This is a genomic window from Leuconostoc mesenteroides subsp. mesenteroides (assembly GCA_009676745.1).
GTDB lineage: Bacteria > Bacillota > Bacilli > Lactobacillales > Lactobacillaceae > Leuconostoc > Leuconostoc koreense.
Window position 1 is genome coordinate 1 of the sequence record CP046062.1, and the last position, 24,245, is coordinate 24,245.

24 protein-coding genes and 1 tRNA gene are annotated in these 24,245 nt (G+C 38.0%); 5 read left to right on the plus strand and 20 right to left on the minus strand.

Going from position 1 to position 24,245, the window contains the following annotated elements; all coding sequences use genetic code 11:
- The first annotated feature begins 141 nt into the window (after window positions 1–141).
- Window positions 142–1,839, plus strand: a complete 1,698-nt coding sequence (locus GJV51_00005; GenBank protein ID QGM24462.1) for a DUF814 domain-containing protein — start codon at window positions 142–144, stop codon at window positions 1,837–1,839.
- Window positions 1,840–1,858: 19 nt separating this feature from the next.
- Here GJV51_00005 and argF read toward each other — a convergent pair whose 3' ends face one another.
- The 8 genes from argF to serC all read right to left on the minus strand — a co-directional run bounded on the left by argF (window position 1,859) and on the right by serC (window position 10,928).
- Window positions 1,859–2,869 carry an ornithine carbamoyltransferase gene (gene argF / locus GJV51_00010; protein ID QGM24463.1) on the minus strand — a complete coding sequence of 337 codons (1,011 nt, stop codon included), beginning with the start codon at window positions 2,867–2,869 and terminating at the stop codon, window positions 1,859–1,861.
- Window positions 2,869–4,251, minus strand: coding sequence for an argininosuccinate lyase (argH, locus tag GJV51_00015; GenBank protein QGM24464.1), 1,383 nt, complete (start codon window positions 4,249–4,251; stop codon window positions 2,869–2,871). Before argH ends, argF begins: the two co-directional genes overlap by 1 nt.
- 55 nt (window positions 4,252–4,306) lie before the next feature.
- Window positions 4,307–5,533: an argininosuccinate synthase gene (locus GJV51_00020; protein QGM24465.1), complete on the minus strand. Its 1,227-nt coding sequence runs from the start codon at window positions 5,531–5,533 to the stop codon at window positions 4,307–4,309.
- Between the two features lie 163 nt (window positions 5,534–5,696).
- Window positions 5,697–7,007: an adenylosuccinate synthase gene (locus GJV51_00025; GenBank protein QGM24466.1), complete on the minus strand. Its 1,311-nt coding sequence runs from the start codon at window positions 7,005–7,007 to the stop codon at window positions 5,697–5,699.
- 344 nt (window positions 7,008–7,351) lie between these two features.
- Window positions 7,352–8,074 (minus strand): YebC/PmpR family DNA-binding transcriptional regulator, encoded by a 723-nt coding sequence (locus GJV51_00030; GenBank protein QGM24467.1) that lies wholly within the window; start codon window positions 8,072–8,074, stop codon window positions 7,352–7,354.
- 84 nt (window positions 8,075–8,158) lie between these two features.
- Window positions 8,159–8,647 (minus strand): phosphatidylglycerophosphatase A, encoded by a 489-nt coding sequence (locus GJV51_00035; protein ID QGM24468.1) that lies wholly within the window; start codon window positions 8,645–8,647, stop codon window positions 8,159–8,161.
- 17 nt (window positions 8,648–8,664) lie between these two features.
- Window positions 8,665–9,843 (minus strand): 3-phosphoglycerate dehydrogenase, encoded by a 1,179-nt coding sequence (locus GJV51_00040; protein ID QGM24469.1) that lies wholly within the window; start codon window positions 9,841–9,843, stop codon window positions 8,665–8,667.
- Entirely contained in the window at window positions 9,840–10,928 is a 1,089-nt protein-coding gene (gene serC, locus GJV51_00045) for a 3-phosphoserine/phosphohydroxythreonine transaminase (GenBank protein QGM24470.1), read from the minus strand. Before serC ends, GJV51_00040 begins: the two co-directional genes overlap by 4 nt.
- Before the next feature lie 240 nt (window positions 10,929–11,168).
- On the opposite strand from serC, the gene GJV51_00050 reads away from it, so the two are divergent.
- A tRNA-Leu gene (locus tag GJV51_00050) sits at window positions 11,169–11,252 on the plus strand.
- Between the two features lie 39 nt (window positions 11,253–11,291).
- Here the strand turns inward: GJV51_00050 and pta are convergent.
- The gene (gene pta, locus GJV51_00055; protein QGM24471.1) at window positions 11,292–12,272 is read right to left on the minus strand and encodes a phosphate acetyltransferase; all 981 of its coding nucleotides are present in this window, start codon (window positions 12,270–12,272) and stop codon (window positions 11,292–11,294) included.
- Between the two features lie 105 nt (window positions 12,273–12,377).
- A complete protein-coding gene (locus tag GJV51_00060; protein ID QGM24472.1) occupies window positions 12,378–13,040 on the minus strand; it encodes a uracil-DNA glycosylase in 663 nt (220 codons plus the stop codon).
- A gap of 48 nt (window positions 13,041–13,088) precedes the next feature.
- Between GJV51_00060 and GJV51_00065 the strand changes: the two genes are divergently transcribed.
- Window positions 13,089–13,628 carry a hypothetical protein gene (locus GJV51_00065; protein QGM24473.1) on the plus strand — a complete coding sequence of 180 codons (540 nt, stop codon included), beginning with the start codon at window positions 13,089–13,091 and terminating at the stop codon, window positions 13,626–13,628.
- A 41-nt stretch (window positions 13,629–13,669) separates the two neighbouring features.
- Here GJV51_00065 and GJV51_00070 read toward each other — a convergent pair whose 3' ends face one another.
- Entirely contained in the window at window positions 13,670–14,812 is a 1,143-nt protein-coding gene (locus tag GJV51_00070) for a PTS sugar transporter subunit IIC (GenBank protein QGM24474.1), read from the minus strand.
- A gap of 379 nt (window positions 14,813–15,191) precedes the next feature.
- On the opposite strand from GJV51_00070, the gene GJV51_00075 reads away from it, so the two are divergent.
- Together GJV51_00075 and GJV51_00080 are read left to right on the plus strand one after the other, a co-directional pair.
- Window positions 15,192–15,512, plus strand: a complete 321-nt coding sequence (locus GJV51_00075) for a hypothetical protein (GenBank protein QGM24475.1) — start codon at window positions 15,192–15,194, stop codon at window positions 15,510–15,512.
- Window positions 15,496–16,200, plus strand: coding sequence for an SAM-dependent methyltransferase (locus tag GJV51_00080; GenBank protein ID QGM24476.1), 705 nt, complete (start codon window positions 15,496–15,498; stop codon window positions 16,198–16,200). The genes GJV51_00075 and GJV51_00080 overlap by 17 nt, the downstream gene beginning before the upstream one ends.
- Window positions 16,201–16,240: 40 nt before the next feature.
- Here the strand turns inward: GJV51_00080 and GJV51_00085 are convergent, their stop codons facing one another.
- From GJV51_00085 to GJV51_00125, 9 genes are all read right to left on the minus strand, one after another.
- Window positions 16,241–17,077 carry a DUF368 domain-containing protein gene (locus tag GJV51_00085; GenBank protein ID QGM24477.1) on the minus strand — a complete coding sequence of 279 codons (837 nt, stop codon included), beginning with the start codon at window positions 17,075–17,077 and terminating at the stop codon, window positions 16,241–16,243.
- 80 nt (window positions 17,078–17,157) lie between these two features.
- On the minus strand, window positions 17,158–17,688 hold the full coding sequence (locus tag GJV51_00090) for an adenine phosphoribosyltransferase (GenBank protein ID QGM24478.1): 531 nt from the start codon (window positions 17,686–17,688) through the stop codon (window positions 17,158–17,160).
- Between the two features lie 34 nt (window positions 17,689–17,722).
- Window positions 17,723–19,690 (minus strand): single-stranded-DNA-specific exonuclease RecJ, encoded by a 1,968-nt coding sequence (recJ, locus tag GJV51_00095; GenBank protein ID QGM24479.1) that lies wholly within the window; start codon window positions 19,688–19,690, stop codon window positions 17,723–17,725.
- A complete protein-coding gene (rnz, locus tag GJV51_00100; protein ID QGM24480.1) occupies window positions 19,677–20,633 on the minus strand; it encodes a ribonuclease Z in 957 nt (318 codons plus the stop codon). Before rnz ends, recJ begins: the two co-directional genes overlap by 14 nt.
- Window positions 20,634–20,758: 125 nt before the next feature.
- Window positions 20,759–21,274 carry a peptide-methionine (S)-S-oxide reductase MsrA gene (msrA, locus tag GJV51_00105; protein QGM24481.1) on the minus strand — a complete coding sequence of 172 codons (516 nt, stop codon included), beginning with the start codon at window positions 21,272–21,274 and terminating at the stop codon, window positions 20,759–20,761.
- Between the two features lie 60 nt (window positions 21,275–21,334).
- On the minus strand, window positions 21,335–22,288 hold the full coding sequence (locus GJV51_00110) for a 2-dehydropantoate 2-reductase (protein QGM24482.1): 954 nt from the start codon (window positions 22,286–22,288) through the stop codon (window positions 21,335–21,337).
- 108 nt (window positions 22,289–22,396) lie between these two features.
- Window positions 22,397–23,128, minus strand: coding sequence for a tRNA (guanosine(37)-N1)-methyltransferase TrmD (trmD, locus tag GJV51_00115; GenBank protein ID QGM24483.1), 732 nt, complete (start codon window positions 23,126–23,128; stop codon window positions 22,397–22,399).
- Window positions 23,128–23,649, minus strand: coding sequence for a ribosome maturation factor RimM (gene rimM, locus GJV51_00120; GenBank protein QGM24484.1), 522 nt, complete (start codon window positions 23,647–23,649; stop codon window positions 23,128–23,130). Before rimM ends, trmD begins: the two co-directional genes overlap by 1 nt.
- A gap of 81 nt (window positions 23,650–23,730) precedes the next feature.
- Window positions 23,731–24,207: a methylated-DNA--[protein]-cysteine S-methyltransferase gene (locus GJV51_00125; GenBank protein ID QGM24485.1), complete on the minus strand. Its 477-nt coding sequence runs from the start codon at window positions 24,205–24,207 to the stop codon at window positions 23,731–23,733.
- Window positions 24,208–24,245: the final 38 nt, after the last annotated feature.

Here is a 24,245-nt window from a genome sequence, read left to right on the forward strand (position 1 = left end):
CCTAGCAATCTTAGAAGTGAGCCAACTCCTCTATTATTACGTGATACAATGAAAGAATGATAAATTAAACAAATAAAATGTTTATAACAATGATATAAATATTAACTCGACTGCAACAAATAATAAAAGGAAGTACTCAAAATGCCCTTAGATGGTCTCTTTACGCACGCGATTGTGCATGAACTAAATGATTTAATTACAGGTGGCCGTATCACCAAGGTGCACCAACCTTATCCAAATGAAATTGTACTCGTAGTTCGTAATAATGGGCAGAATTATCCGCTCCTACTGAGTGCTCACCCCAGCTACGCACGTGCCCAAATCACACGTATTCCCTACGAAAACCCGCAAACTGCACCAAACTTCGTAATGTTTTTACGACGCTATTTAGAGGGGGCTAAATTACAAAAAATTGAGCAAGTTGAAAACGATCGTATTATTAATTTTTACGTTAATGCCCGTAATGAATTAGGGGACATACAAGAAATCCGTTTAACTTTAGAGATGATGGGACGCCACTCAAATCTATTTTTAGTTCGTGAAAGTGGTGCCCACATATTAGAACTAATTAAACATGTTCCTGCTGACCAAAACCGCGTCCGTTCTTTGATTCCTGGTGCGACTTATGTTCTACCCCCCGCTCAGAATTTAAAAAATCCCTTTACTACAGGTCTAGATGGCTTAGCACAAATGATTCTAGATATCCCTTTCGAAGAATGGCCGAAATATATTCAAAAAACATACCAGGGATTTGGAAGAGAATCCGCAGAAGCATTGGCTCGCGCAATTAATCAGACAGGTGATCAATTAGCACATGCTCGTGAATGGTTGGCTCATTTTGACCATCTCGCGCCCACACTTTTCACTTCAAAAGATGGTTCTCTTAGCTATGCTGCCTTTGACTGGTTGCAAGACAGCGTGTCACAGGAATCGTTCCCTACGTTAGGGGAAATGCTCGATGCCTATTACATCGGAAAAGCAGAAAGAGAACGTGTCAACCAACAAGCTGGTACCCTCGTTCGAGTCGTTAAAAACGAATTGAAAAAAAATACAGCTAAGCGAAAAAAATTATTAAAAACACTTGAAGATGCTGAAAATGCTAACGATCTAAAAGTCAAAGGTGATTTGTTAATTACTTATCCGCACCTTGTTCAAAAAGGAATGACAAGTGTATCTATTGAAAATTATTATGATAATAATAATTTACTAGAAATTCCCTTAGATCCAAAACTAAACGGTCTTAAAAATGCTGAAAAATATTTCAACAAATACCGCAAATTACGTACAGCCGTAGATTTTGTTAATGAACAAATTGCATTGACCGATGCAGAAATCGATTACTTTAATAATATTGTCGCACAGTTAGATGTTGCTTCTCCAAAGGACGTAGAAGATATCCGCCTCGAATTAACCGCTGAGGGATATATTCGCGCCAATAAGAAAAATAAACAGAAACCAAAAGTTTCAAAACCTGATAAATTCGAAAGTTCCGATGGCACGTTGATTGAAGTTGGAAAAAACAACTTGCAAAATGAAAGACTTTCATTAAAACAAGCTGATCGTCGAGATATTTGGTTACACGTCCAAAAAATACCTGGATCACACGTTATTATTCATGATTCTAATCCTTCAGATACAACACTTATTGAGGCAGCAAAACTCGCAGCTTATTTCAGCAAGGCACGTGAGTCTGCCAATGTTCCAGTTGATTATTTACCTGCCGGAAAACTGCGCAAACCAAATGGTTCAAAACCGGGGTTTGTCATTTTTGAAGGACAGCAAACCCTATATGTTACACCCGATGCTAATTTAGTTTCAAAACTGAAAGTTAAAAAATAACAGCCTTACGGCTGTTATTTTAATTAGGAATAAACATATTTCCCAAAGTAGCTGCCATGACAGCTTTAATTGTATGAAGCCGGTTTTCTGCTTGCTCAAATTGATGCGCATAAGAAGCATGAAAAACCTCATCAGTAATTTCCATCTCTTTAATACCAAATTTGTCATAAATATCTTGAGCCATTTTAGTATTCAAATCATGAAATGCTGGTAAATCATGTAAAACAATCACCTGATTATTGTTCGTTTTTTTAACTAATGTTGCATTAATTTGATAAGGTGATAATAACTTGATTCTTTCTTCAAACGTATCTTCTTCGCCCATCGAAGCCCACACATCTGTATATAAGACGTCAACACCAGCAACACCAGCATTAATGTCATCTGTAACAAATAATTTTGCCCCTGATTCAGCAGCCTTCTGGTTAGCTATTTTTAGAATGTCTTCACTTGGTTGCAAACTTTTTGGCGCTACAATATGTATATTAACCCCTAATATGGCCCCTGTTACCAACAGAGAATTGGCAACGTTATTTCGACCATCACCCATATAGGCTAAGGTAACACCCGCTATATGACCTAACTGTTCTTTAATTGTAAGAAAATCAGCTAGCATTTGTGTTGGATGCCAATCGTCTGTCAGCCCATTCCATACTGGTACACCGCTATAAGTGGCTAATCCTTCCACTGTAGCTTGTGAAAATCCGCGATATTCGATTGCATCGTACATACGTCCAAAAACTTTTGCCGTATCTTCCAAAGATTCTTTTTTGCCAAATTGAATATCATTTTTACCTAAAAACTCGGGATGAGCGCCTAAGTCATTTGCGGCAACAGTAAATGAAGAACGCGTACGTGTTGAAGTTTTTTCAAACAACAAGGCAATATTTTTCCCCTCAAGGTATTTGTGCGGTATATTATTTTGCTTTAAATATTTAAAGTGAGCCGCCAAATCAATAAGCGTCTCTAGCTCTTTTTTTGTAAAATCAATTTCTTTAAGAAAAGATTTCCCCTGAAAATGTGAATACATTACCTTGCCTCCAAAATGTTCTTATTACGTACAATTTCTTTTTTAACATTTTCCACAGCTGTACCGCCTAACGAAGTACGTCGGTTAACTGCTGTTTCAGATTGTAATTTCTCGTAAATATCTTCATCTATTTGTGGGGCGACAGCTTGCAAATCAGATAGAGACATTTTTTGTAGTGGTGTTTTTAATTGAATGCCTGTCAAAACTAATTGTCCCACAATTGCATGGGCTTCACGGAATGGTACACCTTTAGTGGCCAAGTAATCTGCTAGTTCAGTCGCATTTGAAAAATCATCTTGTGTTGTGGCTAGCATTCGTTCCTTATGAACAGTCAAACCACTTAGCATGCCTGTAAACACCTTAACAGAAGCTAGAACCGTATCCATCATATCAAATACTTGCTCTTTATCCTCTTGCATATCTTTATTGTAAGCTAAGGGTAATGATTTCATTGTTGTCAAGAGACCCATTAATGCACCGTAGCTTCTTCCTGTTTTTCCACGAACTAGTTCAGCAAAATCAGCATTCTTTTTTTGTGGCATAATTGATGAGCCAGTTGAAAAATCATCTGATAGTTCAATATAATTAAATTCGTAAGTTGACCACAAAATTAATTCTTCTGCCATTCTAGACAGATGCATCATTAGTATAGCAGCGTTTGACAAGAATTCTAAAGCAAAATCACGATCTGACACGGCATCTAATGAATTGTGATAGATACTGTCAAAACCCAGTTCTTTAGCAACAAATTCACGATCAATCGGGAAAGTTGTTCCAGCTAAAGCTGCTGCTCCTAGCGGTAAAATATCAGTGTGCTTTTGGTTAAATTCGAAACGTTCATAATCACGTTGAAACATTTCAAAATACGCAAGAAGATAGTGACCATAAGTTATTGGCTGCGCATGTTGCAAATGTGTATATCCAGACATGATAGTGCCTGCATGATCTGTCGCCAAAGTTAATAATTCCTCTTGCAATTCAGTTAGCGATTCTAGCACGTGGGGCAACCGATGCTTGACCCATAAATGAAAATCTGTGGCTACTTGATCATTACGGGAACGAGCCGTATGCAATTTTCCAGCTACAGGGCCTATTTTTTCGGTCAATAATGATTCAATATTCATATGGATATCTTCGTTTTTAACGTCAAACTCAATTTTTCCAGCAATGAGTTCTTTATTAATAATTTTCAAACCAGCAACAATTTGTTCTGATTCTTCCGTACTGATAATGCCTTGTTTGCCAAGCATTTTCGCATGTGCTATCGAACCTTCAATATCTTCAGCCGCCATTTTTTGATCGAAGTGAATTGAAGCACCAAATTCATCTACCCATTCTGCAGCTTTAGCGGTAAAACGACCACCCCATAATTTATCACTCATATTATTCATTACTCCCTTTATTACTATCTATGTACACGAGCTAAGCTCGTTTTGCTTATTTCACTGTGTTCTTTTTCTCTTGTGAGTGGACATGGTTAACTTGTTCATAAACCGTGTTACTTAGTGTCCACAATTTGATAAATCCTACGGCAGATGCCTGATCAAATGATGATGATGAAGTATATGTTGCCAAATCTTCATCATATAGTGAGTTGTGTTCCGATTGACGTGCTACTGCAGTGGCATTCCCCTTAAACAACTTCATCTTAACCACACCATTAACGTTTTGTTGCGTGCTATCGATAAAGGCCATTAAGCTATCAAATAATGGTGATACCCACTTTGCTTCATAAACTAGGTTAGCTAGCTGTTGTTCTACAATTGGCTTGAAATGAGCAACATCGCGTTCTAATGTCAAATCTTCCAAATCCTTATGTGCTGTCATCAAAACAGCTGCAGCTGGTGCTTCATAAATCTCACGTGATTTAATACCAACCAAACGATTTTCAATATGATCGATACGACCAATGCCATGCTTTCCAGCGATTTCATTAACCGTCACAATGAGCTTTTCTAATGACAATACTTCACCATTAAGCGCAACTGGCACACCACCTTCGAAAGTAACATCGATAAATTCTGGTGTATCTGGTGTTTCTTCAATGGCGGTTGTCAAGGCAAATGCATCTTCTGGCGCTTGGTTCCATGGGTTTTCTAATATACCAGCTTCATTGGCACGTCCCCATAAGTTTTCATCGATTGAGTATGGCGAATCCAAATCAATAGGTACCGGAACATCATGTTCTTGTGCGTATTGAATTTCTTCTTCACGTGACCATTGAAAATCACGAATTGGTGCTTCAATCTTCATATCAGGATCCAATGCATGAATCGCAGCTTCGAAACGTACTTGATCATTACCGTGACCCGTTGATCCATGTGCAATCGCAACCGCGTCATTTTCATGTGCGATGTCAACTAATTTTTTGATGATTAATGGACGAGACAAGGCTGATACCATTGGATATTCGCCTTCATACATCATGTTAGCTTTAATAACTGGTGCAACATATTTATCCGCAAATTCAGCTTTTGCATCAATAACGATTGATTGTTTGGCTCCAACTTTTAGTGCCTTTGCTTGAATTTCATTTAAATTCTTACCATGTTGCCCTACATCCAAAACAACTGCGATAATATCGTACCCTTTTTCCTTTAACCAAGGAATGGCTACTGAAGTATCTAAACCACCGGAGTATGCTAATACTAATGTGTCTGTCATAATTTTTCCCTCATCATTTTTTCTTTAGTTATTCGATGATTATATATTAGTCCTCTTTGCGTAAATATGCAACTTTTTTTCGTTTATATACAGTCAAGAAGTGAATATATGCTATTTTATTGTATATTTAGCAAAAAAAGCAGATAAAACGAATTCATTCATCTTATCTGCTTTTTTTAATTGTAATGTTTATTCCCCAAACTGGGTGCAATAAATGTGTCTGTTCCGGCTTAGGGCCAACGGCGAAACTTAATAAATCGACTTCTAATAATTCAGAAATTCTATTCAAATAGTTTTGTGCATTAATTGGTAACTCATCAAACTTCTTGACATCAGTAATATCTTCATCCCAACCAGGCAATGTCTCAAAATTAACATCTAACCCTTGGAACCAAGTATCTGATGCTGGGAAATGATGAATTTCTTCACCTTTATAAGTATATGATGTTGCGATTTTAACTTCTTTTAACCCAGATAAAACATCTAATGAATTAATAGCTAGCTTGGTTAAGCCAGATACTTGCACTGCATGACGCAATGCAACAGCATCTAACCAACCAATTCGACGTGGGCGCTTTGTCACAACACCATATTCATGACCAATTTCACGAATATGATCCGCTGTATCATTAAACAATTCTGTAGGGAATGGTCCTGAACCAACACGTGATGTATAAGCTTTAATAACACCAACAACATCTTGAATTTGCTTTGGTCCTACACCCGCACCATTCATAACGCCACCAGCAGTCGGATTTGAACTAGTCACAAATGGATATGTGCCGTGGTCCACATCTAACATGACCCCTTGGGCTCCTTCGAAAACCACACGTTTGTTTTCTTTCATTTGTTGACCTAGTAAATAAGATGTATCAGTGACATACGGCGCCAATTGGCGGCCATATTCGACATACTTTTCATATATTTCATTATAGTCAAGCGCTTCTTCACCGTATAACTTGGTTAATTGCGCATTCTTGAATGGTAAGTACTCTTTTAATAACTTACCAAAAATTTCAGGATCAATTAAATCAGCGACACGAATACCAACACGTGAAATTTTATCTGTATAAGCTGGGCCGATACCCTTTTTAGTTGTACCAATACGATTATTTGATGCTGTTTCAGATGCTTTGTCTAATGCGATATGATAAGGCATAATCACATGCGCACGATTTGAAATAATCAAATTTTCAACTGTAACACCTTGAGATTCAACTTCTTTTATTTCTGCTAACAGTGCCTCTGGATTAATAACCACACCGTTACCCAAAATAGCAAGTTGCCCTTTTGTGACAATTCCTGATGGCAATGCTGATAACTCAAATTTTGTATCACCATGCCAAATTGTGTGCCCTGCGTTATTACCACCTTGATAACGCACTACTGCGTCCGCATGTTCCGCGAAAAAGTCAACAATCTTTCCTTTTCCTTCATCACCCCATTGCGAACCAACAACAATTACACCAGACATATATTTTTTCTCCTATAACACTAATAGCTGCTTTCAGACGGGATAGGCTTGTCGGAGAAAACTAACTATTACAAAAAATAGTTAATCTGTTTGCACCTATCCGTGAGTGTCCCTCTATTAATGTTGTTTTTTTAGTAAAAAACGAACATTAAATGCGTTAATCGCTTTTTACTTATCCATTTTACCATACTTATAATTTATATTTTGAGAATATTACTAATTATTTCTAACATTTATAGTGTATGGCTTTGTTTATTGCTTTTTTAGTAAAATATAAAAGACAATTATTGTCCCTTTTAAAAAACATGATATAAAAAAATACATCCATAGATGTATTTTCTTAACTAATCAGCAGTTGTGTAAACCGCCAAAACGTCTTCATTGTCTTCTAATTCATCGACTAACTTATCCAACTTCTCACGTTCTTCTTCTGAAATATCCATTGGATTTTGAGCAATCATTGTTACCTCTGCCTCTTCAAAAATATATCCAGATTCTATCAAAGCTGATTCAACAATTTGGAAATCGGCTGGTTCTGTGTAGATTTCAAAAACATCATCAGAAGTTTGTACATCCTCAGCACCTGCTTCCAACGCATCCTCTAGGACTGTGTCTTCGTCTAGAGTGGGAAACGCATTACGATCAATAGCCAAATAACCCTTACGATCAAACTGGAATGCTACTGAGCCCGAAGTTCCTAATGCACCGCCTGCGTGCTTGAATGAGTTACGAACGCTCGATACTGTGCGGTTAATATTATCTGTAGACGCTTCAACAAGAACAGCTACACCAGCTGTACCATAGCCTTCGTAAGTGACTTCTTCAAACTTAGCACCATTTGCGCCAGAGGCCTTATCTAATGCACGTTGTATGTTTTCCTTAGGCATGTTAGCAGCCTTAGCTTTTTCAACAACTAATCGCAATGATGCGTTCATATCTGGATCTGCACCGCCGGCTTTTGCAGCAACATATAAGTCGTGCGCTATCTTTTGAAAAATTTTACCACGCTTAGCATCTTGGGCGTTTTTACGACCTTGAATGTTATGCCATTTACTATGTCCTGACATTGTGTCATCTCCTTGAAATTAATGAATAACGCTTCTATTTTAACAAAAAACAACTGCAATTTCCAGTAAGCTTAGTTCAAATCATTAATATTGATTACCACCCAAAAGCTCCAAATATGACATTGCTGAACTAGCAATCAAAGCTGCCAAAATATCGTCCAAGTAAACATTAATACTATCAGTCTTATCGTTAATTTCTCCAATCAACCCTGGTTTTAAGTCATCTAACAAACCATAATGCACTGTTGCTGCTGCAGAAAATTGTTGCGTAATTGCAATGGCCAAAATTTCATCGACATTATGACCGTTGGCATCGCGCTGCAAACGTGCTTTTAAGGGTTGGTCATCGGACATAACTTCTGCTTGCTCATCAAGATATACTGCAGTCAAAATAATGTCAGCTACTTCATCTTTGTAAAGAACATGTGCAATAGATTTGGCTAATACTTCTTCATTAATGGCATCTTTGTATTTGTCACTCAAAAATGTACGTGTGCCTTCAGCGATATCATTGGTAGTCACACCTCGACGTGCAAGCGTTGTGATTGCTGATTCTTGTAATTCTTTAGTCATTTTGATTTTTCCTTTTTTTATATTCTTGGGTTAACGTAACGGCGAGTTAAGATAACATGTGGAATTTCATCCAGTGCTGTTTTCACCAACTCTTGTTGTTCATCAGTAAAGTCATTAATTGCCACCATAGTGTAAGCATAATTTCCAACAGCACGATTACTTAGCTGTTCAATGTTAATATTATGGTCGCCAAAGAACTTTGAAATTTGTCCCAACATATTCGGTACATTTTCGTGAATAATGCCGACACGATAATTGGTCGTGAAAGGTTCATTAATATCTGGATAATTAACTGAATTGACAATATTTCCTGTTGTTAAATACTCATCCAGTTGATGTGCAGCCATCAAGGCGCTGGTGTCTTCTGCTTCAATAGTTGATCCACCAATGTGTGGGGTAATAATAACCTTAGGATTATCAAACAGAACGCTGTCAGCAAAATCAGTGATATAAACGCGTAACTGATCATTATCTAACGCTGTTTTTGCAGCTTCATCATCAACAATACCGCCTCTTGACAAGTTGAGTAATGCAGCCGTTGGCTTCATTAGATGTAATTTATCCGCATCAATAAAATGACGATTTTTTTCTTCTAGTGGAATATGAATGGTTACATAATCAGCTTGTTCTAATACCTCTTCAACACTTCTAGCATGGACAATATGACGATCAACACGCCAAGCCGTATTAGCATTCAACCCTGGATCATAACCAATAACATCCATATCAAGAGCTAAAGCTGTATTAGCAACTTTTGAGCCAACGTTTCCTAAACCAATAACACCCAGTTTCTTTCCGGATAGCTCTGTGCCACGGTAACCACCTTTATTTGACTCGGTGCGTAAAGACACATCCCCGCCCCGTGTATCATTAGCAAATTGTATAGCACCAACTACTGGTCGTGCTGCTAAAACTAGTGATGCAATTGTTAATTCTTTCACGGCATTTGCGTTCCCACCAGGGGTATTAAAAATAGCAATACCACGTTTTGATAATTCCTCAACAGGAATATTATTAAAACCGGCACCAGCACGAACAATGGCACGAACATTATCATCTATTGGTTCATCATGTAAATTTTGTGAGCGTAATAAGATGCCTTTCGGTGCATCATTACCGTTAATATCGTAATGATGATCTTTTAAATAGTCTAGTCCTTTAGGACTAATAGCATTATAAGTTTTAATATTTGTCATTTGTAATTATTTTCTGCTTTCTTCAAAAATGTAATTAGGGCATCAACAGCTTCAATAGGTTGTGCATTGTATAATGAAGCACGGAAACCACCGACCGACCGATGACCATTTAAATTAAATAAGCCTTCTTTAGTTGCATCTTTGGCTATTGCTTGATCTCGTTCTAAGTCTGCTGTAGTAAAGACAACATTTGTCAGTGAACGTGCTGATTCATCGACTGAGGCATGATAAAATGTTGAGTTATCTAGATAATCATACAATTTTGCAGACTTCTCAATATTTTGCGCGTACATGCTGTCAACGCCTCCCTGCTCTTGTACCCACTCCAGTACTAAGTTGAGCGCATAAATTGAAAATACTGGCGGTGTATTATACATTGAATGCTTGTCTAAATAGTTTTGATAACGCAACATCGAACCAACATTTTCAATATTTTGTTCTTTTAACCAATCTTTTTTAACAATAGCAACCGTAACACCAGCGGGTCCAAGATTCTTTTGCGCCCCCGCAAAAATGGCATCAAAATCACTGACATCATATGGTTCCGCCAAAATATTTGAACTCATATCCGCTGTCAGTCTACCGCTAGTTTTAGGCACAAATGACCGGTGGTAAGTGGCGCCCTCAATTGTATTATTGGTCGTTAGATGTAGGTAATCATACTGATCAGCGTTAAAATCGCTAGATAGCATAGGTAAATGATGATAGTGATCTGCCTTAGAGCTGTCCAAAATTGTTGCTTGTTTGCCTATTGCAATCGCTGCCTGTGCTGCTTTTGAGGCAAAATTACCTGAATCTAACACAGCAATGCTATTCTTATTATTGGCAAAGTTAAGTGGCAACATTTCAAATTGTGTGGATCCCCCACCTTGAATAAATGCAACACCATAATCATCTGATATATTCATCAAATCACGCAAACGTTCTTCAGCGCTGTTAATAATTTCTTCAAATTGGGTAGAGCGATGCGAAATTTCTATGATGGACATATGTGTAAATTCATTTTTGATGAATTCATTTTTAATCTTGGTGAGAACTGGCGTTGGTAGCACACCTGGACCAGCAGAAAAATTATAGTTTGTCATTAAAAATACCTTTCAATATACAAAAAGACAACACAAGTATACACACCCATGTTGTCCGTCATTTCTACGTTATCTGCACGCAAAGAATCCCGATCACATGAGTGGTCGAGTGGAGGATGATGTTTGGTTAAAGAATAATTTGTTCATGGTACATCCCTGTTTCTTTGAGTAATTTAATAGTACTATATTAGAAAAATTTGTCAACCCTTACTTTTTAAGGTATAATAAAAAAGTTGAATTGCGGATATGGCGGAACTGGCAGACGCGTACCGTTCAGGTCGGTATGGTGGCAACACCGTGCAGGTTCGATTCCTGTTATCCGCATAAAAAAACCTAACTTTTAGTTAGGTTTTTTCTATATGTTTACAATGCTTGCGCAGCGGTAATAATAGCTACTTTATAGACATCCTCTTCATTAGCTCCTCGCGATAAATCAGAAACTGGTTTAGCCAACCCTTGTAAGATTGGCCCAATCGCTTCGAATCCGCCCAAACGTTGCGCAATCTTATAGCCAATGTTTCCAGCTTCTAGACTTGGAAAAATAAATGTGTTTGCTTTACCTGCAACTTTTGAATTGGGTGCTTTAGAGGCAGCCACAGACTCAACAAACGCCGCATCAAACTGTAACTCTCCATCAATTGAGCCTGCAAGCTCTGGTGCTAACTTTTTAGCCAATGCAGTGGCCGTTGCTACCTTATCGACCAACGGTGACTTTGCGGAGCCTTTGGTTGAAAATGAAAGCATTGCTACTTTTGGTTCAATATCAAACACTTGAGCTGTATGTGCTGATTGTATTGCAATTTCAGCCATTGTGTCTGAATCAATGTCAATATTAATGGCAGCATCTGCAAATACATAACGCTCTTCACCTTTTTGCATAATGAATGCACCAGAGATACGTGATGAGCCAGGTGCCGTTTTAATAATTTGCAGCGCAGGACGAACTGTATCACCAGTTGGATGTACGGCACCTGATACCATGCCATCAGCTTTACCAGTATAAACTAACATGGTCCCAAAATAATTAACATTTTGTAGCCATTTAGCAGCTGTCTCGGCGTCTGTTTTTCCTTTACGCCTTTCGACAAGTGACGCATTTAATTTAGCTAATTCATTCTTATCGTATGATGCAGGATCTATCGTCTCTATATTCGACAAATCAAAGTTATGCGCTTGGGCTGTTTTTGAAATTTCCTGTGCATTCCCCAATAGTATTGGCTCGATCAAGCTGTCAGCTGCTAATCTGATAGCTGCGCCTTGTATACGAGGATCCTCACCTTCCGGGAATACAATTGTCTTATTTTGACCGGTTATTTTATTTTTTAATTGCTCAAAAAGTTCCATAAATTCCTCCAAATTCGCTGTTACGAATTAATTATTTACAATTTAATTGTAACAGACAAATACACAAAAGTCTGTGTATTGAGCAATATTTGTGAATTTATTCACTCATTTTAACCAATCAATAGGTTGTCGCCCCTTAGCAACTAAAAAGTGATTTGCTTTTGAGAATGGTTGGCTGCCAAAAAAACCACGGTAAGCTGATAGTGGGCTGGGGTGCGCACTCATTAAAACAAGATGCTTAGACTCATCAATAAATTGCCGTTTCGACTGGGCAAACTTTCCCCACAAAATAAAAACTTTCGGTGCATCATCCTCAGAAGCGATTTGGATCAAACTGTCCGTCAGCGGCTCCCAAATTTTCCCTTGATGTCCATTAGCTTGCCCTTCTGGAACTGTTAACACAGCATTTAATAACAGTACCCCCTGTGTGGACCAACTAGTTAAATCATGCGATTGACGAGACCCAATATCTGTCGAAAGCTCTTTTAAAATATTCTGTAAGGAAGGTGGCGCTGGCACGTTTTCAGGAACTGAGAAGCTCAGTCCTTGTGCCTGACCCATATTATGATATGGATCTTGCCCCATGATGACCACTTTTGTCTCGGGTAAAGGTGTTTTCTCAAGAGCAGCAAATATATTTTTTTGTTGTGGAAAAACATGCGTATCTTCCCGATAGGTTGATTGAATAAATCGCGCGACCTGTTTTAAATACTCCGGATTTAACTTGGCTTTAACAGCGGGTGCCCAAGTTGTGTGTGATAATGGCATTTTTTTCTTCTTTCGTGATAAACTTGTATTTGAATACGAGGTTTGCAAATGACAAAATATTATTTACGTCAACGACATAGTGTTAATGATGGCGTCAACATTGTTTTCGACCAAGATTTCAAAGCGTCTTATTTAGTGTCTGGTCGTTCTGGTAAAAAGTCTGACGAAATTCAAGTGCAAGACATGTCTGGTCGCGTTTTGGTACGCATTCGCCAAACATCTTATGGTATTATTCCAAGATTTACCCTCAACTATCGTGGACATATCGTCGGCTCCATTAGTTTTACACTAGGCCATATTAGTGACTTTGTTTATGTTCGACATTTAGGTTGGTTAATATCTGGCAATTTTATTGCAAATCGATACTTCATATACCACAATACCAAAAAATTGCTTAGTGTGAAACCGGAAAGTCGACCAGATGGTCTATATAATCAATTGAATGTCACATTTGATGCGCAAGCTCCTGTTCATATTGCAATTGCAGCTTTACTCGATATTTGGGGCGTAAAGTCAAATCCATTAAAAAATTTTAACTGGCTCAAAGGGCCAAATAACTTATCCTATCGCTCTACATACACAAAATAAAAAAGCATGATGTCTCAATTAGCGACTCATGCTTTTTTATATTAAATCATCTCCAAGTGCAATTGTTGTGGCTTTGCCCAACCCATTTTACGCATGAAACGATAACCAACAAATGAAACAATCACCGGAACACCTACACCGATAATCATGTAAGCAGCAAAGGCAGCAGGGTTTGATCCCGCCAATGCCAACGGAACGATAAACGAATTAAATCCAATACCAGCCATTGAGAAAGGTGCAGTAACATTAAATACAATTGTTGCAATTGGGGCGGCAATTGCTGCGCCAATCATTGGCGGAATAATCAAGGCAGGATTTTCAGTCAAATTTGGAAATTGAATTTTTGGCGTGACGATACCCTGAGCAATTGTTGCACCAATTTTATTTTCGTGAAATGACATTGCAGGAAAACCAACGAATACAGCCGTTGTACCAATTAAGATTGCTCCGGCAGCCTCTGGTGAAGTTACACCAGTTGCACCAATTGCTACAGCTAAAGCCGCTGCAGAAGCTGGCGTCATAGTCATTGCACCAAAAGCCATGGCAACAATGGCTGTACCAATAATTGGGTTCACTGCAACACTTGAAGCAATAAACTTTCCGACTGCAACCAAGGCTGGCGTTGTAACAGCAGCCAAGTAGTATCCAGACACCGTCCCAACAATCGTTGTTGCCGCTGGAACAATAACCATATCTAAGGGCGTCTTGCCACTTAACCACTTACCAAACAATACAGCAATCACACCCGCCATAACAGCTGAAATTGGTTGCCCAGTGGTCATTATAGCTGACCCAGCAGCTTGTGTACCAGCGTATCCAGTTGCTGTCACACCCGCCACCGCTTTATCTGTGAAGAAAACAGCGTTAGCACCAACTGCTGAGGCAGCCATCGCACTAAACATAACCATTGTATTCGTTTTCATTTGTGATGCAATTGCTGCGCCAAATGCTGCTGGCAACATAATTTTAGTAATTGCGCCCATTTGAACCATTGGTGCCCAGTGGATAAATCCCGCAATTGTCTGCAACAATAGTCCCATACCCAAGGTGACTAAAATGGCGTTTGAGACAGCTGCACTGACTTTATAAACAGTATCACGAACTGACTCTTTTTCTTGAGTCATTTTTTCTTTAATTTGATCCGTATCAATTTTATGTTGTGGTGTAATTGCGTTTTGTGCCATGTTATTTCTCCTGTATAATAACTTAATTCCGATATGAGCTACTAACAATCGCTGGCAAAAACAAAACGTCCCAACGATTGCTCGTTAGGACGTTTCCTACCTAACCAGCTACTCTGACTCTTTTAGTAAAAGTCCAGTAGCTGATTATTGCTCAAATAACAACCTACTAGACTCAAATGAGAAGAAGGTTGAGGAGAAGTACGTTATTTTGTTGTGCTTGTATATTTTTAGCCATAATGCGTCTCCATTTTTTGAGCGAATTACTCGCTTATTTCTATGAATATTAATATACTCCAATAACATTTTTATGTCAATACTTTTTTATAAATCTAATAAATCTCTTTAAAACTGTAGTATAATAAACAAGGAGGAAAATATAATGAAACAGATATTTCAATTGATTGGCGCCGTGGTTACAGTGATTATTGGACTGCTAATTTTTATTCCCATCATTCTAACGATTATTGGTGTAGCGGTTCCAGTCGTACTTAGCATTATTGGTATTGCGTTTTTCGTTGTCTTAATTATAGCCGCTGTTGCCGGTATTATTGGATTAATTACATTTTGGCGTTTCAGAAAAAATATTAAGGATAACGAATTTGAGTTTGTTAGAAATGGTAAACATTTCAATATACATATTAGTAAGGACGGTGCCGATGTAAACAATCGGCGTGACGTAACAAATGACGATGCGGATTAAATTAGAACAGTATGCTCGGCAATTTTCCGACAGCCCAGATACGTTGATTAAAATAAATGCAGCGCGCAAGGCATTAGAGTCCCTTTCGCAGCATACTTTACCCACTCATCCCCTACCTCAGCTTAGTTTTTCTAGTCAAAACATTCTATCCGATTTGCGACTAATGCCTCTTGATGATTTATTTTCTGAATTTCGACAAACAATTATTAAGTCTTTTGGCATTTGGCATTTACCCAATCAGCTTTGGTTATCGGACTTAAATCAGGTTATTAATGGTCGACGAGTTTTAGAAATTATGTCAGGAAACGGTGTTATTGCTAGTCAATTGCGAATTCTAGGAAATGATGTCATCGCAACAGATAACTTCGACTGGCATGGCCAAGATATACAGCATCCTGATTTATGGACAGAAGTTATCTGTCTAGATGCATTGGAATCTATAAAAAGAATGTCCTATGATGTGGTTATTCTAAGCTGGGCCCCTGATACAGATGAAACGGACTGGCAAATCCTACAAATCTTACGTGCGCAACACTTTAATGGTGATTTTATTGTTATTGGAGAAAAAGATGGTGCAACCAATTCACAATTATTTTGGCAAAATGCAAAGCTATCACGTCCAAAAAAGTTAAATCAACATCATCAACCATTTGATTTTATTAATGATCAAGTTTGGTTAGTACAATAAAAAAACGATCTGATGATAGAAATTATCATATGATCGTTTTTTATTTGTACTTTTCTTCTAGGCCACTCATCCAATGACCAATCCATACACCGAGAATAAATAAGATAAAGCTTATAAATCCGCTCATCATATTAAAGCCACTATAATCAGCGACTGGTGGAACAACAATTAGAAGCGTCGAAACAAGAACAATACCTAAAATAAAATGATACACTTTAGCATAATAATGATGTAAAAGATAGTTCATTAATTTTGAAAAAAGAATTAATGTCAACATACCACCAAGTGCTATTGGCAGAAATACACTTACATCAGCACGTTTAAATCCGGATAACATTGGATCAAACAATCCCAAGTATAGCAACAGGTTGGATGGACTTAATCCCGGAACAATAACACCTAAAGCGATTAGTGCCCCAGCCAACATCCAAGAAAAGAAATTAATTGGCATCGTCCCAAAAATAGCTGTCATATTATATAGGAATAATCCACCCACAACTATTGTGACGATGAACACTATCCAGTCGCTTAGGCTTCGCCCACGCTTACCACTCTCTTTTGCCAGGGATGGTAAAGTACCAACAATGGCACCAGCAAAGCCCCATAAAATAATTGCTTTATATTCAACAAGCAAAAATTCTAATGGTCGGCTCAATAAAATAATACCAACGATACCACCCAAACCCACTGGTAGAAAAAACCAAAAATCTTTCTTAAAATTCTGCCTCAAATGCGCCATAAAATTCAGCATTCGTTCATATAAACCAAGGATTGCTGCTAATACGCCACCGGATACACCTGGCAGAATAAATCCTAGAGCAATGAATATTCCTTTAAAAAAACGTACAAACCACTCTTTAATGTTACTATTGTTCATCAGTAGCACCTCAATATGATATATGTTATTGTTCTAAGTATTTTACTGTATACTGCCAATTACATTAAGATTAAAAATAATTAGTATTCCATTAAAGCCAGAAATGGCACTTCGCCAGCTTTCATAATTTTTTCACGACCTTGCAAGCTTTCTAGTTCTATAATAAAAGCTACGCCAGCAACAACACCACCAAGTTTTTCAATAATTTCACGTGTAGCATTAATTGTGCCACCTGTTGCTAGCAAATCATCAACAATCAACACTCGTTGTCCTGGCTTAATAGCATCCTTATGAATTTCTAACTCATTAACACCACCATACTCCAATGTATAAGATGCTGATACAGCTTCACGCGGTAATTTACCACCTTTACGAGCTGGGACAAAGCCAATATTCATCGCATATGCCAGCGGAGAACCTACAATAAATCCACGTGATTCAGGACCAGCAATTAAGTCAACGTTTAAGTTTTTAGCAAAATCAGCAATAGCATCTACTGCTTGCTTATAGGCTACACCATCACCCATTAATGGTGAAATATCACGAAAACTAACACCTGGTTCAGGGTAATTTTCAACTGTTGCAACAAAATTATGTAAATCTACTGTCATTCTAAATCTCAGAGCTATCGCTCATACTTTCTTTTTAACGATTTGCCAAATATTTTTGGTATGTTACTGAGGTAGTTAAAGGTTTTTGTGCTGCTCCCGAAATAATTGTAACAAATCCATTGGTAACATGCACGAATCCTAATTCAATAAATACTTGAATCATAATATTTAAATCGTTCTTATTGATATTTAACTGCTCCGCTATTTTATCCAAGTTCTGCGCAAAATTCAAATCCTGATGTGCGTAAATAAATTTATATACTTGAGCAAAAAATTTTTTATGAGCAGCATTTTCAGTAGTCGTCTCTGGCGTGTTAATAGCTGTTAGTAGAAGTTGTACCGTTTTGCGCCCGCGGAAATAATTAATGCCAATAGTGGCAGCAAATGACAACCCTACGGGATTAGCAACCATAGGCACCCAGTCCGGATGGTTAAAGCCAACTGCCTCAACATTATTTTCTAAAACTAACTTAATATGTTGCTTTAAGTTTCCCATCGTTGTTACTTTATTAATTTTTGGTTGTTGCAATCCAAACACTGGTTGCTGATTTCCAGTACCGAAAGGTTCAAGCAGGCGTAATTCTTCATACGTTTCAGCGCTAATCTCATTAACTGACAATTTCGTATTAATAGTAATTGGTTTAGCATGAATTTGTAATTTAGCTGAGTTCAGACGAACTTGCTCTTTCAATACATCCATTTGCTCTGGTGAAATAGATAATCCTAATGCACTGGCATGCCCACCAAATGTATCATACAAATCATGAAAGGCATTCATAAATTGATAGAGATCAAAATCACCAAAAGTTCGCCCAGAACCTTTATACACACCATCTGTTAAACTTAAAACAATTGCCGGCTTTTGTAATAGCTCCACTAATCGACTAGCTACAATACCCAAAATGCCTTGATGCCAATCTTGACCAGCAATAACCAATACTTGATCATTCTTATATTCATCTGATAACGCGAGTTGTTTTGCAGACCCAAATACCTCTTCAACAATTTCTTGACGTTGTGCATTAATTGCCTCAACTTCAGAAGCAATTGCAGTTGATTCTTCTGGATCTTGACTCAATAAAAGTTTTAGAGATAAGCTAGCATCTCCTAATCGACCGACAGCATTTAAGCGCGGAGCAATCTTGAATGAAACAGTTTCTGAAATAACTGGTTCATTATCTTTCTTACCCGCATTTTTTAAAACAGCAGTTAAACCTGGGCGTGGCGAAACATTGATTTGTTTCAGTCCCCATGCGACTAACACTCTGTTTTCGTCGGTCAAAGACACCATATCAGAAATTTCACCTAACGCAACGAGATCTAATAGTTCAGTTGGTAACTCTGTTTGATCTTCAATTGGTTGGCCTTCATTTAATAGCGCTTGAGCAACTTTGAAAGCAACACCAGCACCAGACAAATCACCAAATGGATACTGGCCTTCTGGATGTCTTGGGTGAATAATGGCATAAGCATTTGGCAGTGTGGTAGGCATTTCGTGATGATCGGTGATAATGACATCAATACCTTGACTCATCGCATATTCAACAGCTTCTTGACCACTAACGCCATTATCTACTGTCACAATTAATTGTGCACCGTCAGCAATAAGTTGTTTATACGTATCAATGTTTGGTCCATAACCATCTGAAAAACGATTAGGTATGTAGGGTGTTACATCTGCACCCAACACTTCTAAAGCCTCCACCATAACTGCCGTACTGGTGACACCATCCATATCATAGTCACCGTAGACAACAATCTTTTCACCACCAAAAGCTGCTTCCTGCAGACGCTCAATAGTTCTATCCATATCATGAAGTAACATGGGATCGTGCAATTGTTCTACACTTGGTTGTAAATATTTAAAAGCTGCTTCTGGATCTGTATAGCCTCGTTGAGCCACGATTGTTGCCATAAATTGACTAATATTTAGTTGTGCACTTAACTGTCGAACAACCTTTTCACTTGGTTGTGGCAGAATGTTCCAATTACTTTGATTCATTACTATCTTTCTTAAAAGGAATATCAATAATGTCGAAGTCGCGTGCTACATGTGTGTTAGCAAAGTTGCGACGGACATCGTGTATTAATTCTTTAACCATCGGACCAATATAGCGAGCTGAAAGATGTGTCAATACTAGCTTATTTACATGTGATCGACGAGCCACGCTTGCAGCATTTGCACTTGTTGAATGGGCATGGGCTCTGGCCATTTTTGCCTCTTCTTCGTTTGCGCCATAGGTACTCTCATGGACCAAAACGTCGGCATCCTTTGCTAGCCACTCTACATTATCATTGGGACGGGTGTCTAAAATGAAAGTTATTATACGACCCTTTTGAGCTTTACCAATGAAGTCCTGACCATTCACAATACGCCCATCTGGTAATGTGACTGTTTTTCCTGCTTTAAGTTTGCCATAAATTGGCCCAGAAGGAATATTTTCTTGCTTTAGTTTATCAACTAATAGTTCCCCTGGATGATCTTTCTCTATCACACGAAATCCCCAGGTTTCAATACGATGGCGCATTGGAGCGGCAATCACTTGAAAAGTGTGATCTTCAAAGATAACGCCTTCAGTTAAGTTAACATATTCAATTGGATACGATAGACGTGTTTCGGAAATTCGTAGCGCCGTTTGAACAAATTCTTTAACACCCTTAGGTCCATATATAGTTAAAGGTTCATTCTTATCAGCACCTTGAAAAGATCGTGAGCTTAAGAACCCTGGTAATCCAAATATATGATCACCATGTAAATGTGTAATAAATATTTTTTCAACTTTACGTGGTCGCAAAGTAGTTTTTAAAATTTGATGTTGCGTTGCTTCACCAACATCAAAAAGCCACACAGCATTGCGTTCGTCTAACAGGCGAAGAGCAATGCTTGTAACATTTCTAAATTTAGATGGTTGGCCAGAGCCAGTACCGAGAAATTCAAGTTGCATTCATTTTACCTACTGAGCGCTTTCTTTATAACGTTCATAACTAGTCAATTATAACAAAAAATGAGCGTTCCCGCTCACTTTCATATCATTTAAATTGAATTTATCTTAAAATATACTGGTCGAATTCAATTCCACTTATCAGCTTTAAACTGCAGACGCTGTGCCATTTCTAATGCTTCACGTTTCGGATCTTTCTTATAAAAATCTTGGTGATATTCTTCTGCTTCATAAAATGGTTTGGCGTCTTCAATTTTCGTCACGATGGGTTCATCAAAGCGGTTTGAAGCTACTAATGCGGCTCTAGATTCTTCAGCAATTTCACGTTGTTCGGGACTATTTACAAAAATCACTGGACGGTAATTATCACCACGATCTTGGAATTGTCCCATTGCATCGGTTGGGTCAGTCTGTTCCCAATATATTTCAACTAGTTCACGATAACTTATTTTTTCGGAATCAAACCAAATTTTAACAGCTTCTGTGTGTCCAGTCGAGTGTGTCAGCACTTGTTCATAAGTCGGATTTTCAACATGACCACCTGTATAGCCTGAGCGAACCTTTTCGATACCATTCAAAGAATCAAATGGTTGAACCATACACCAAAAGCAGCCTCCAGCAAATATCGCAGTTTCTGTTGCCATGTTATTTCTCCTTACAAATTAAAAGTAAAAGTCGTCACACTCATTTTACTTTATTTGAGATTAAATTTCAAAAGTTTCCTGTTTTTTAGCTAACTTGGTTCGTTCAATATCTTCTTTGGCATGAATTAATCTGGTTACCAAAGCATTAAAAGGCATATCCACATCACGATCAGATCCTAATTTAGCGAAGTAACCGTTTAAGAAATCGATTTCTGTATGTTTACCAGCTTTAATATCTTGATACATTGATGGATAATGATTCCCAGCATTTTCAGGTCGTATGAGTAAGGATAAATCTTTCATAATCGCGTTTATATCAACGTTAATGCCCTCTAGCTCACCAATTGTTTTGATTTCACTCAGAATATTTAATGATAAATCCATACCATTTCCAGCCGTACCGAATTCCGCAATATTTGCATCTAACAAAACTGTTAACGGATTGAGGACAGAATTAATCCCCGCTTTATGCCAAATTGCTTCAATAACATTTTCCGATAGTGTCACATTAAGACCAGCTTTATTCAGGGCTGATACAACTGGTTTAGCATCAGCCTCACCAATTGCTTGTAATTTGATCGATCCAGTACCTGTCACTCGAATTTCACCAGGATTAATTAATTCTGATGTCCATAAAGTTACCCCCGCCAAAATTTGATCGCGATGAACATGTTTTTCCATAACCTCAATATTACCAAGACCATTAGAAAGAACCAGCAGTTTGGTATGCTTAGTAATAATGTGCTTGATATCTGTTAGCATCGTATCTAATTGAGGCGTCTTCGTTAATAAAATAATAAGGTCAAACTTACCATCAATTTCTTTAGCTGTCATAACAGGAATATAATATTTTTTTGTTGTCCCATCATCTTGATGGACTGTCAATCCATCTGTGCTTATGGCGGCAATATGTGCAGCCCAGCCATCAATTCCTGTCACTTCATGGCCAGCTTGTTGTAGCATCACGCCAACTCGAGCGCCTAAAGCACCAAATCCTGCTATTGCTATTTTCATAATTTTAGAAGCGTGAGCAATCAGATATTAGTTCACAATACCTGAAAAAGCTGAACGCATTTCCTCCATACCTGTTTGCTAGTTCTGTTACTTTTCGCACAAAACCTTTTACTGTTCTTCGCTCTTTATATCATCTAACAAGTCACGCTCTTGTCGCGTTAACTGCCGTTTTTCTAATAAATCAGGTCGACGTAAATAAGTACGACGCAATGATTCCTTTAACCGCCACTCTGCAATTTTGGCATGATTACCACTAGTCAAGACTTCAGGAACCTTCCGCCCCCTAAAATCAGCTGGCCTTGTGTACTGTGGAAATTCTAGCAAACCATCTTCAAAAGAATCCCCTTCAGCACTTGCCGCATTACCCAAAATTTCAGGTAGAAAACGTACTGTGGCATCAATGATAACCATTGCACCGAGTTCTCCGCCTGTCAAAACATAATCACCTAGTGAAATTTCATCATCGACTAGTTCTCGAATACGCTCATCGTATCCTTCGTAATGACCAGCAACAAAAGTCAAATGGTCATAGGAAGCTAATTCTTGAGCCACTTCGTGATTAAACTGTCTACCGGCAGGATCTAGCAGAACCACATGGCCCTTGTCTCCGGCTTCTTTTTCAACAGCGGCCATCGCATCAAATATCGGTTGAGGTGTTAATAGCATACCAGCACCACCACCAAATGGATAATCGTCTACGTTATTATGCTTATTTTCGGTAAAATCGCGAAAATCAGTTACTTGAAAATCTAACGCCCCTTTATCAATCGCTTTGCCTATAATTGATTGACGCATTGGTGCAAACATATCGGGAAATAAGCTTAAAACATCTATTCTCATTAATCTAATAACCCTTCTAAAGCGTCAATTGTAATTAATTTGGCATCAACATCAACTGTTTTAACAACATCATCAATCATAGGAATCAAGGCATCTGCTTGACCGTCACGTTGAACTATCCAAACGTCGTTCGCTCCTGTTTCCATAATTTCCTTGACAACGCCGATTTCGTTACCATCCAAATCAACCACAGTACTATCGATAATTTCGTCGTAATAGTATTGATCGTCTTCTAATTCCGGACGCTCTGTACCTTCTATATATACATCATCACCTTTATACTTTTCAATTTCATTAATGTTGGTTACTCCAACAAACAAAACCAACCACATGTTTTTATGTAGTCGTGATGATTGTACCTTTACAGGGATACGTCCCTGTTTTGTATCAATAAATAAATCAGCTCCCTTTTTGAAGCGATCTTGAGCAAAATCAGTAATCGCCATGATTTTCACTTCACCACGAATACCGTGTGTGTTTACAATTGTGCCAACTTTAAAATAATTTTCTGTATTAGTCATAAGTCTATTGTATCAGGTTTTACAAACGGAAATACAAAAAAAGTACGTTGCAAAATTTTACTGACGCACTGTTTCTCACTTCTATAATAGGTTTTCTAATACTAGTAACTTTCTTTTAATCTCAGTACCGTATCTATACTTGCCTACCCCTCCGCTCTTAGGCAAAATATGATGACAAGCATTAATGATAGGAATAGGGTTTTTACCAACCGCTGTCGCTACAGCACGAATAGCGGTTGGATGATTAATTCTTTTTGCCAACTGTTCATACGTTATTAATTCATGACAAGTATTTAGGGCTTGCCACACCTCTCTTTGAAAGGGGGTGGACTTAAGGTATCCAATCTTGATTCGCGAGAAATCAATTTTTTTACCATCAGCATAAGCTCGAAAAAGGTTTGTTTCTGGCAATAGTTGCTGTTTTAAGTCATATCCTGGAAAGTCATGTAAAAATTCACTAACACCATCATCAGCCAGGCTAATACACACAATTTGATCGCTTTTCTTAAATACTGTCAGTTTGCCGTTTAAAAAAGAAATTGTTTCATATTCAATCATTACTTCACCTTGACATTCTTGTGTATAAACCAATAAGA

Excerpts from the sequence above, each read along its gene's own strand:
- trmD (QGM24483.1), bottom strand. The coding sequence starts at position 23,128 with ATGAGAATAGATGTTTTAAGCTTATTTCCCGATATGTTTGCACCAATG.
- msrA (QGM24481.1), bottom strand. The coding sequence starts at position 21,274 with ATGGCAACAGAAACTGCGATATTTGCTGGAGGCTGCTTTTGGTGTATG.
- GJV51_00040 (QGM24469.1), bottom strand. The coding sequence starts at position 9,843 with ATGACAAATATTAAAACTTATAATGCTATTAGTCCTAAAGGACTAGAC.
- GJV51_00075 (QGM24475.1), top strand. The coding sequence starts at position 15,192 with ATGAAACAGATATTTCAATTGATTGGCGCCGTGGTTACAGTGATTATT.
- GJV51_00020 (QGM24465.1), bottom strand. The coding sequence starts at position 5,533 with ATGACAGACACATTAGTATTAGCATACTCCGGTGGTTTAGATACTTCA.
- GJV51_00060 (QGM24472.1), bottom strand. The coding sequence starts at position 13,040 with ATGCCATTATCACACACAACTTGGGCACCCGCTGTTAAAGCCAAGTTA.
- argF (QGM24463.1), bottom strand. The coding sequence starts at position 2,869 with ATGTATTCACATTTTCAGGGGAAATCTTTTCTTAAAGAAATTGATTTT.
- recJ (QGM24479.1), bottom strand. The coding sequence starts at position 19,690 with ATGAATCAAAGTAATTGGAACATTCTGCCACAACCAAGTGAAAAGGTT.
- GJV51_00030 (QGM24467.1), bottom strand. The coding sequence starts at position 8,074 with ATGTCAGGACATAGTAAATGGCATAACATTCAAGGTCGTAAAAACGCC.
- GJV51_00125 (QGM24485.1), bottom strand. The coding sequence starts at position 24,207 with ATGATTGAATATGAAACAATTTCTTTTTTAAACGGCAAACTGACAGTA.
- GJV51_00005 (QGM24462.1), top strand. The coding sequence starts at position 142 with ATGCCCTTAGATGGTCTCTTTACGCACGCGATTGTGCATGAACTAAAT.
- GJV51_00065 (QGM24473.1), top strand. The coding sequence starts at position 13,089 with ATGACAAAATATTATTTACGTCAACGACATAGTGTTAATGATGGCGTC.
- GJV51_00090 (QGM24478.1), bottom strand. The coding sequence starts at position 17,688 with ATGACAGTAGATTTACATAATTTTGTTGCAACAGTTGAAAATTACCCT.
- argH (QGM24464.1), bottom strand. The coding sequence starts at position 4,251 with ATGAGTGATAAATTATGGGGTGGTCGTTTTACCGCTAAAGCTGCAGAA.
- GJV51_00080 (QGM24476.1), top strand. The coding sequence starts at position 15,496 with ATGACGATGCGGATTAAATTAGAACAGTATGCTCGGCAATTTTCCGAC.
- GJV51_00110 (QGM24482.1), bottom strand. The coding sequence starts at position 22,288 with ATGAAAATAGCAATAGCAGGATTTGGTGCTTTAGGCGCTCGAGTTGGC.
- pta (QGM24471.1), bottom strand. The coding sequence starts at position 12,272 with ATGGAACTTTTTGAGCAATTAAAAAATAAAATAACCGGTCAAAATAAG.
- rimM (QGM24484.1), bottom strand. The coding sequence starts at position 23,649 with ATGACTAATACAGAAAATTATTTTAAAGTTGGCACAATTGTAAACACA.
- GJV51_00085 (QGM24477.1), bottom strand. The coding sequence starts at position 17,077 with ATGAACAATAGTAACATTAAAGAGTGGTTTGTACGTTTTTTTAAAGGA.
- GJV51_00070 (QGM24474.1), bottom strand. The coding sequence starts at position 14,812 with ATGGCACAAAACGCAATTACACCACAACATAAAATTGATACGGATCAA.
- GJV51_00035 (QGM24468.1), bottom strand. The coding sequence starts at position 8,647 with ATGACTAAAGAATTACAAGAATCAGCAATCACAACGCTTGCACGTCGA.
- GJV51_00025 (QGM24466.1), bottom strand. The coding sequence starts at position 7,007 with ATGTCTGGTGTAATTGTTGTTGGTTCGCAATGGGGTGATGAAGGAAAA.
- serC (QGM24470.1), bottom strand. The coding sequence starts at position 10,928 with ATGACAAACTATAATTTTTCTGCTGGTCCAGGTGTGCTACCAACGCCA.
- rnz (QGM24480.1), bottom strand. The coding sequence starts at position 20,633 with ATGCAACTTGAATTTCTCGGTACTGGCTCTGGCCAACCATCTAAATTT.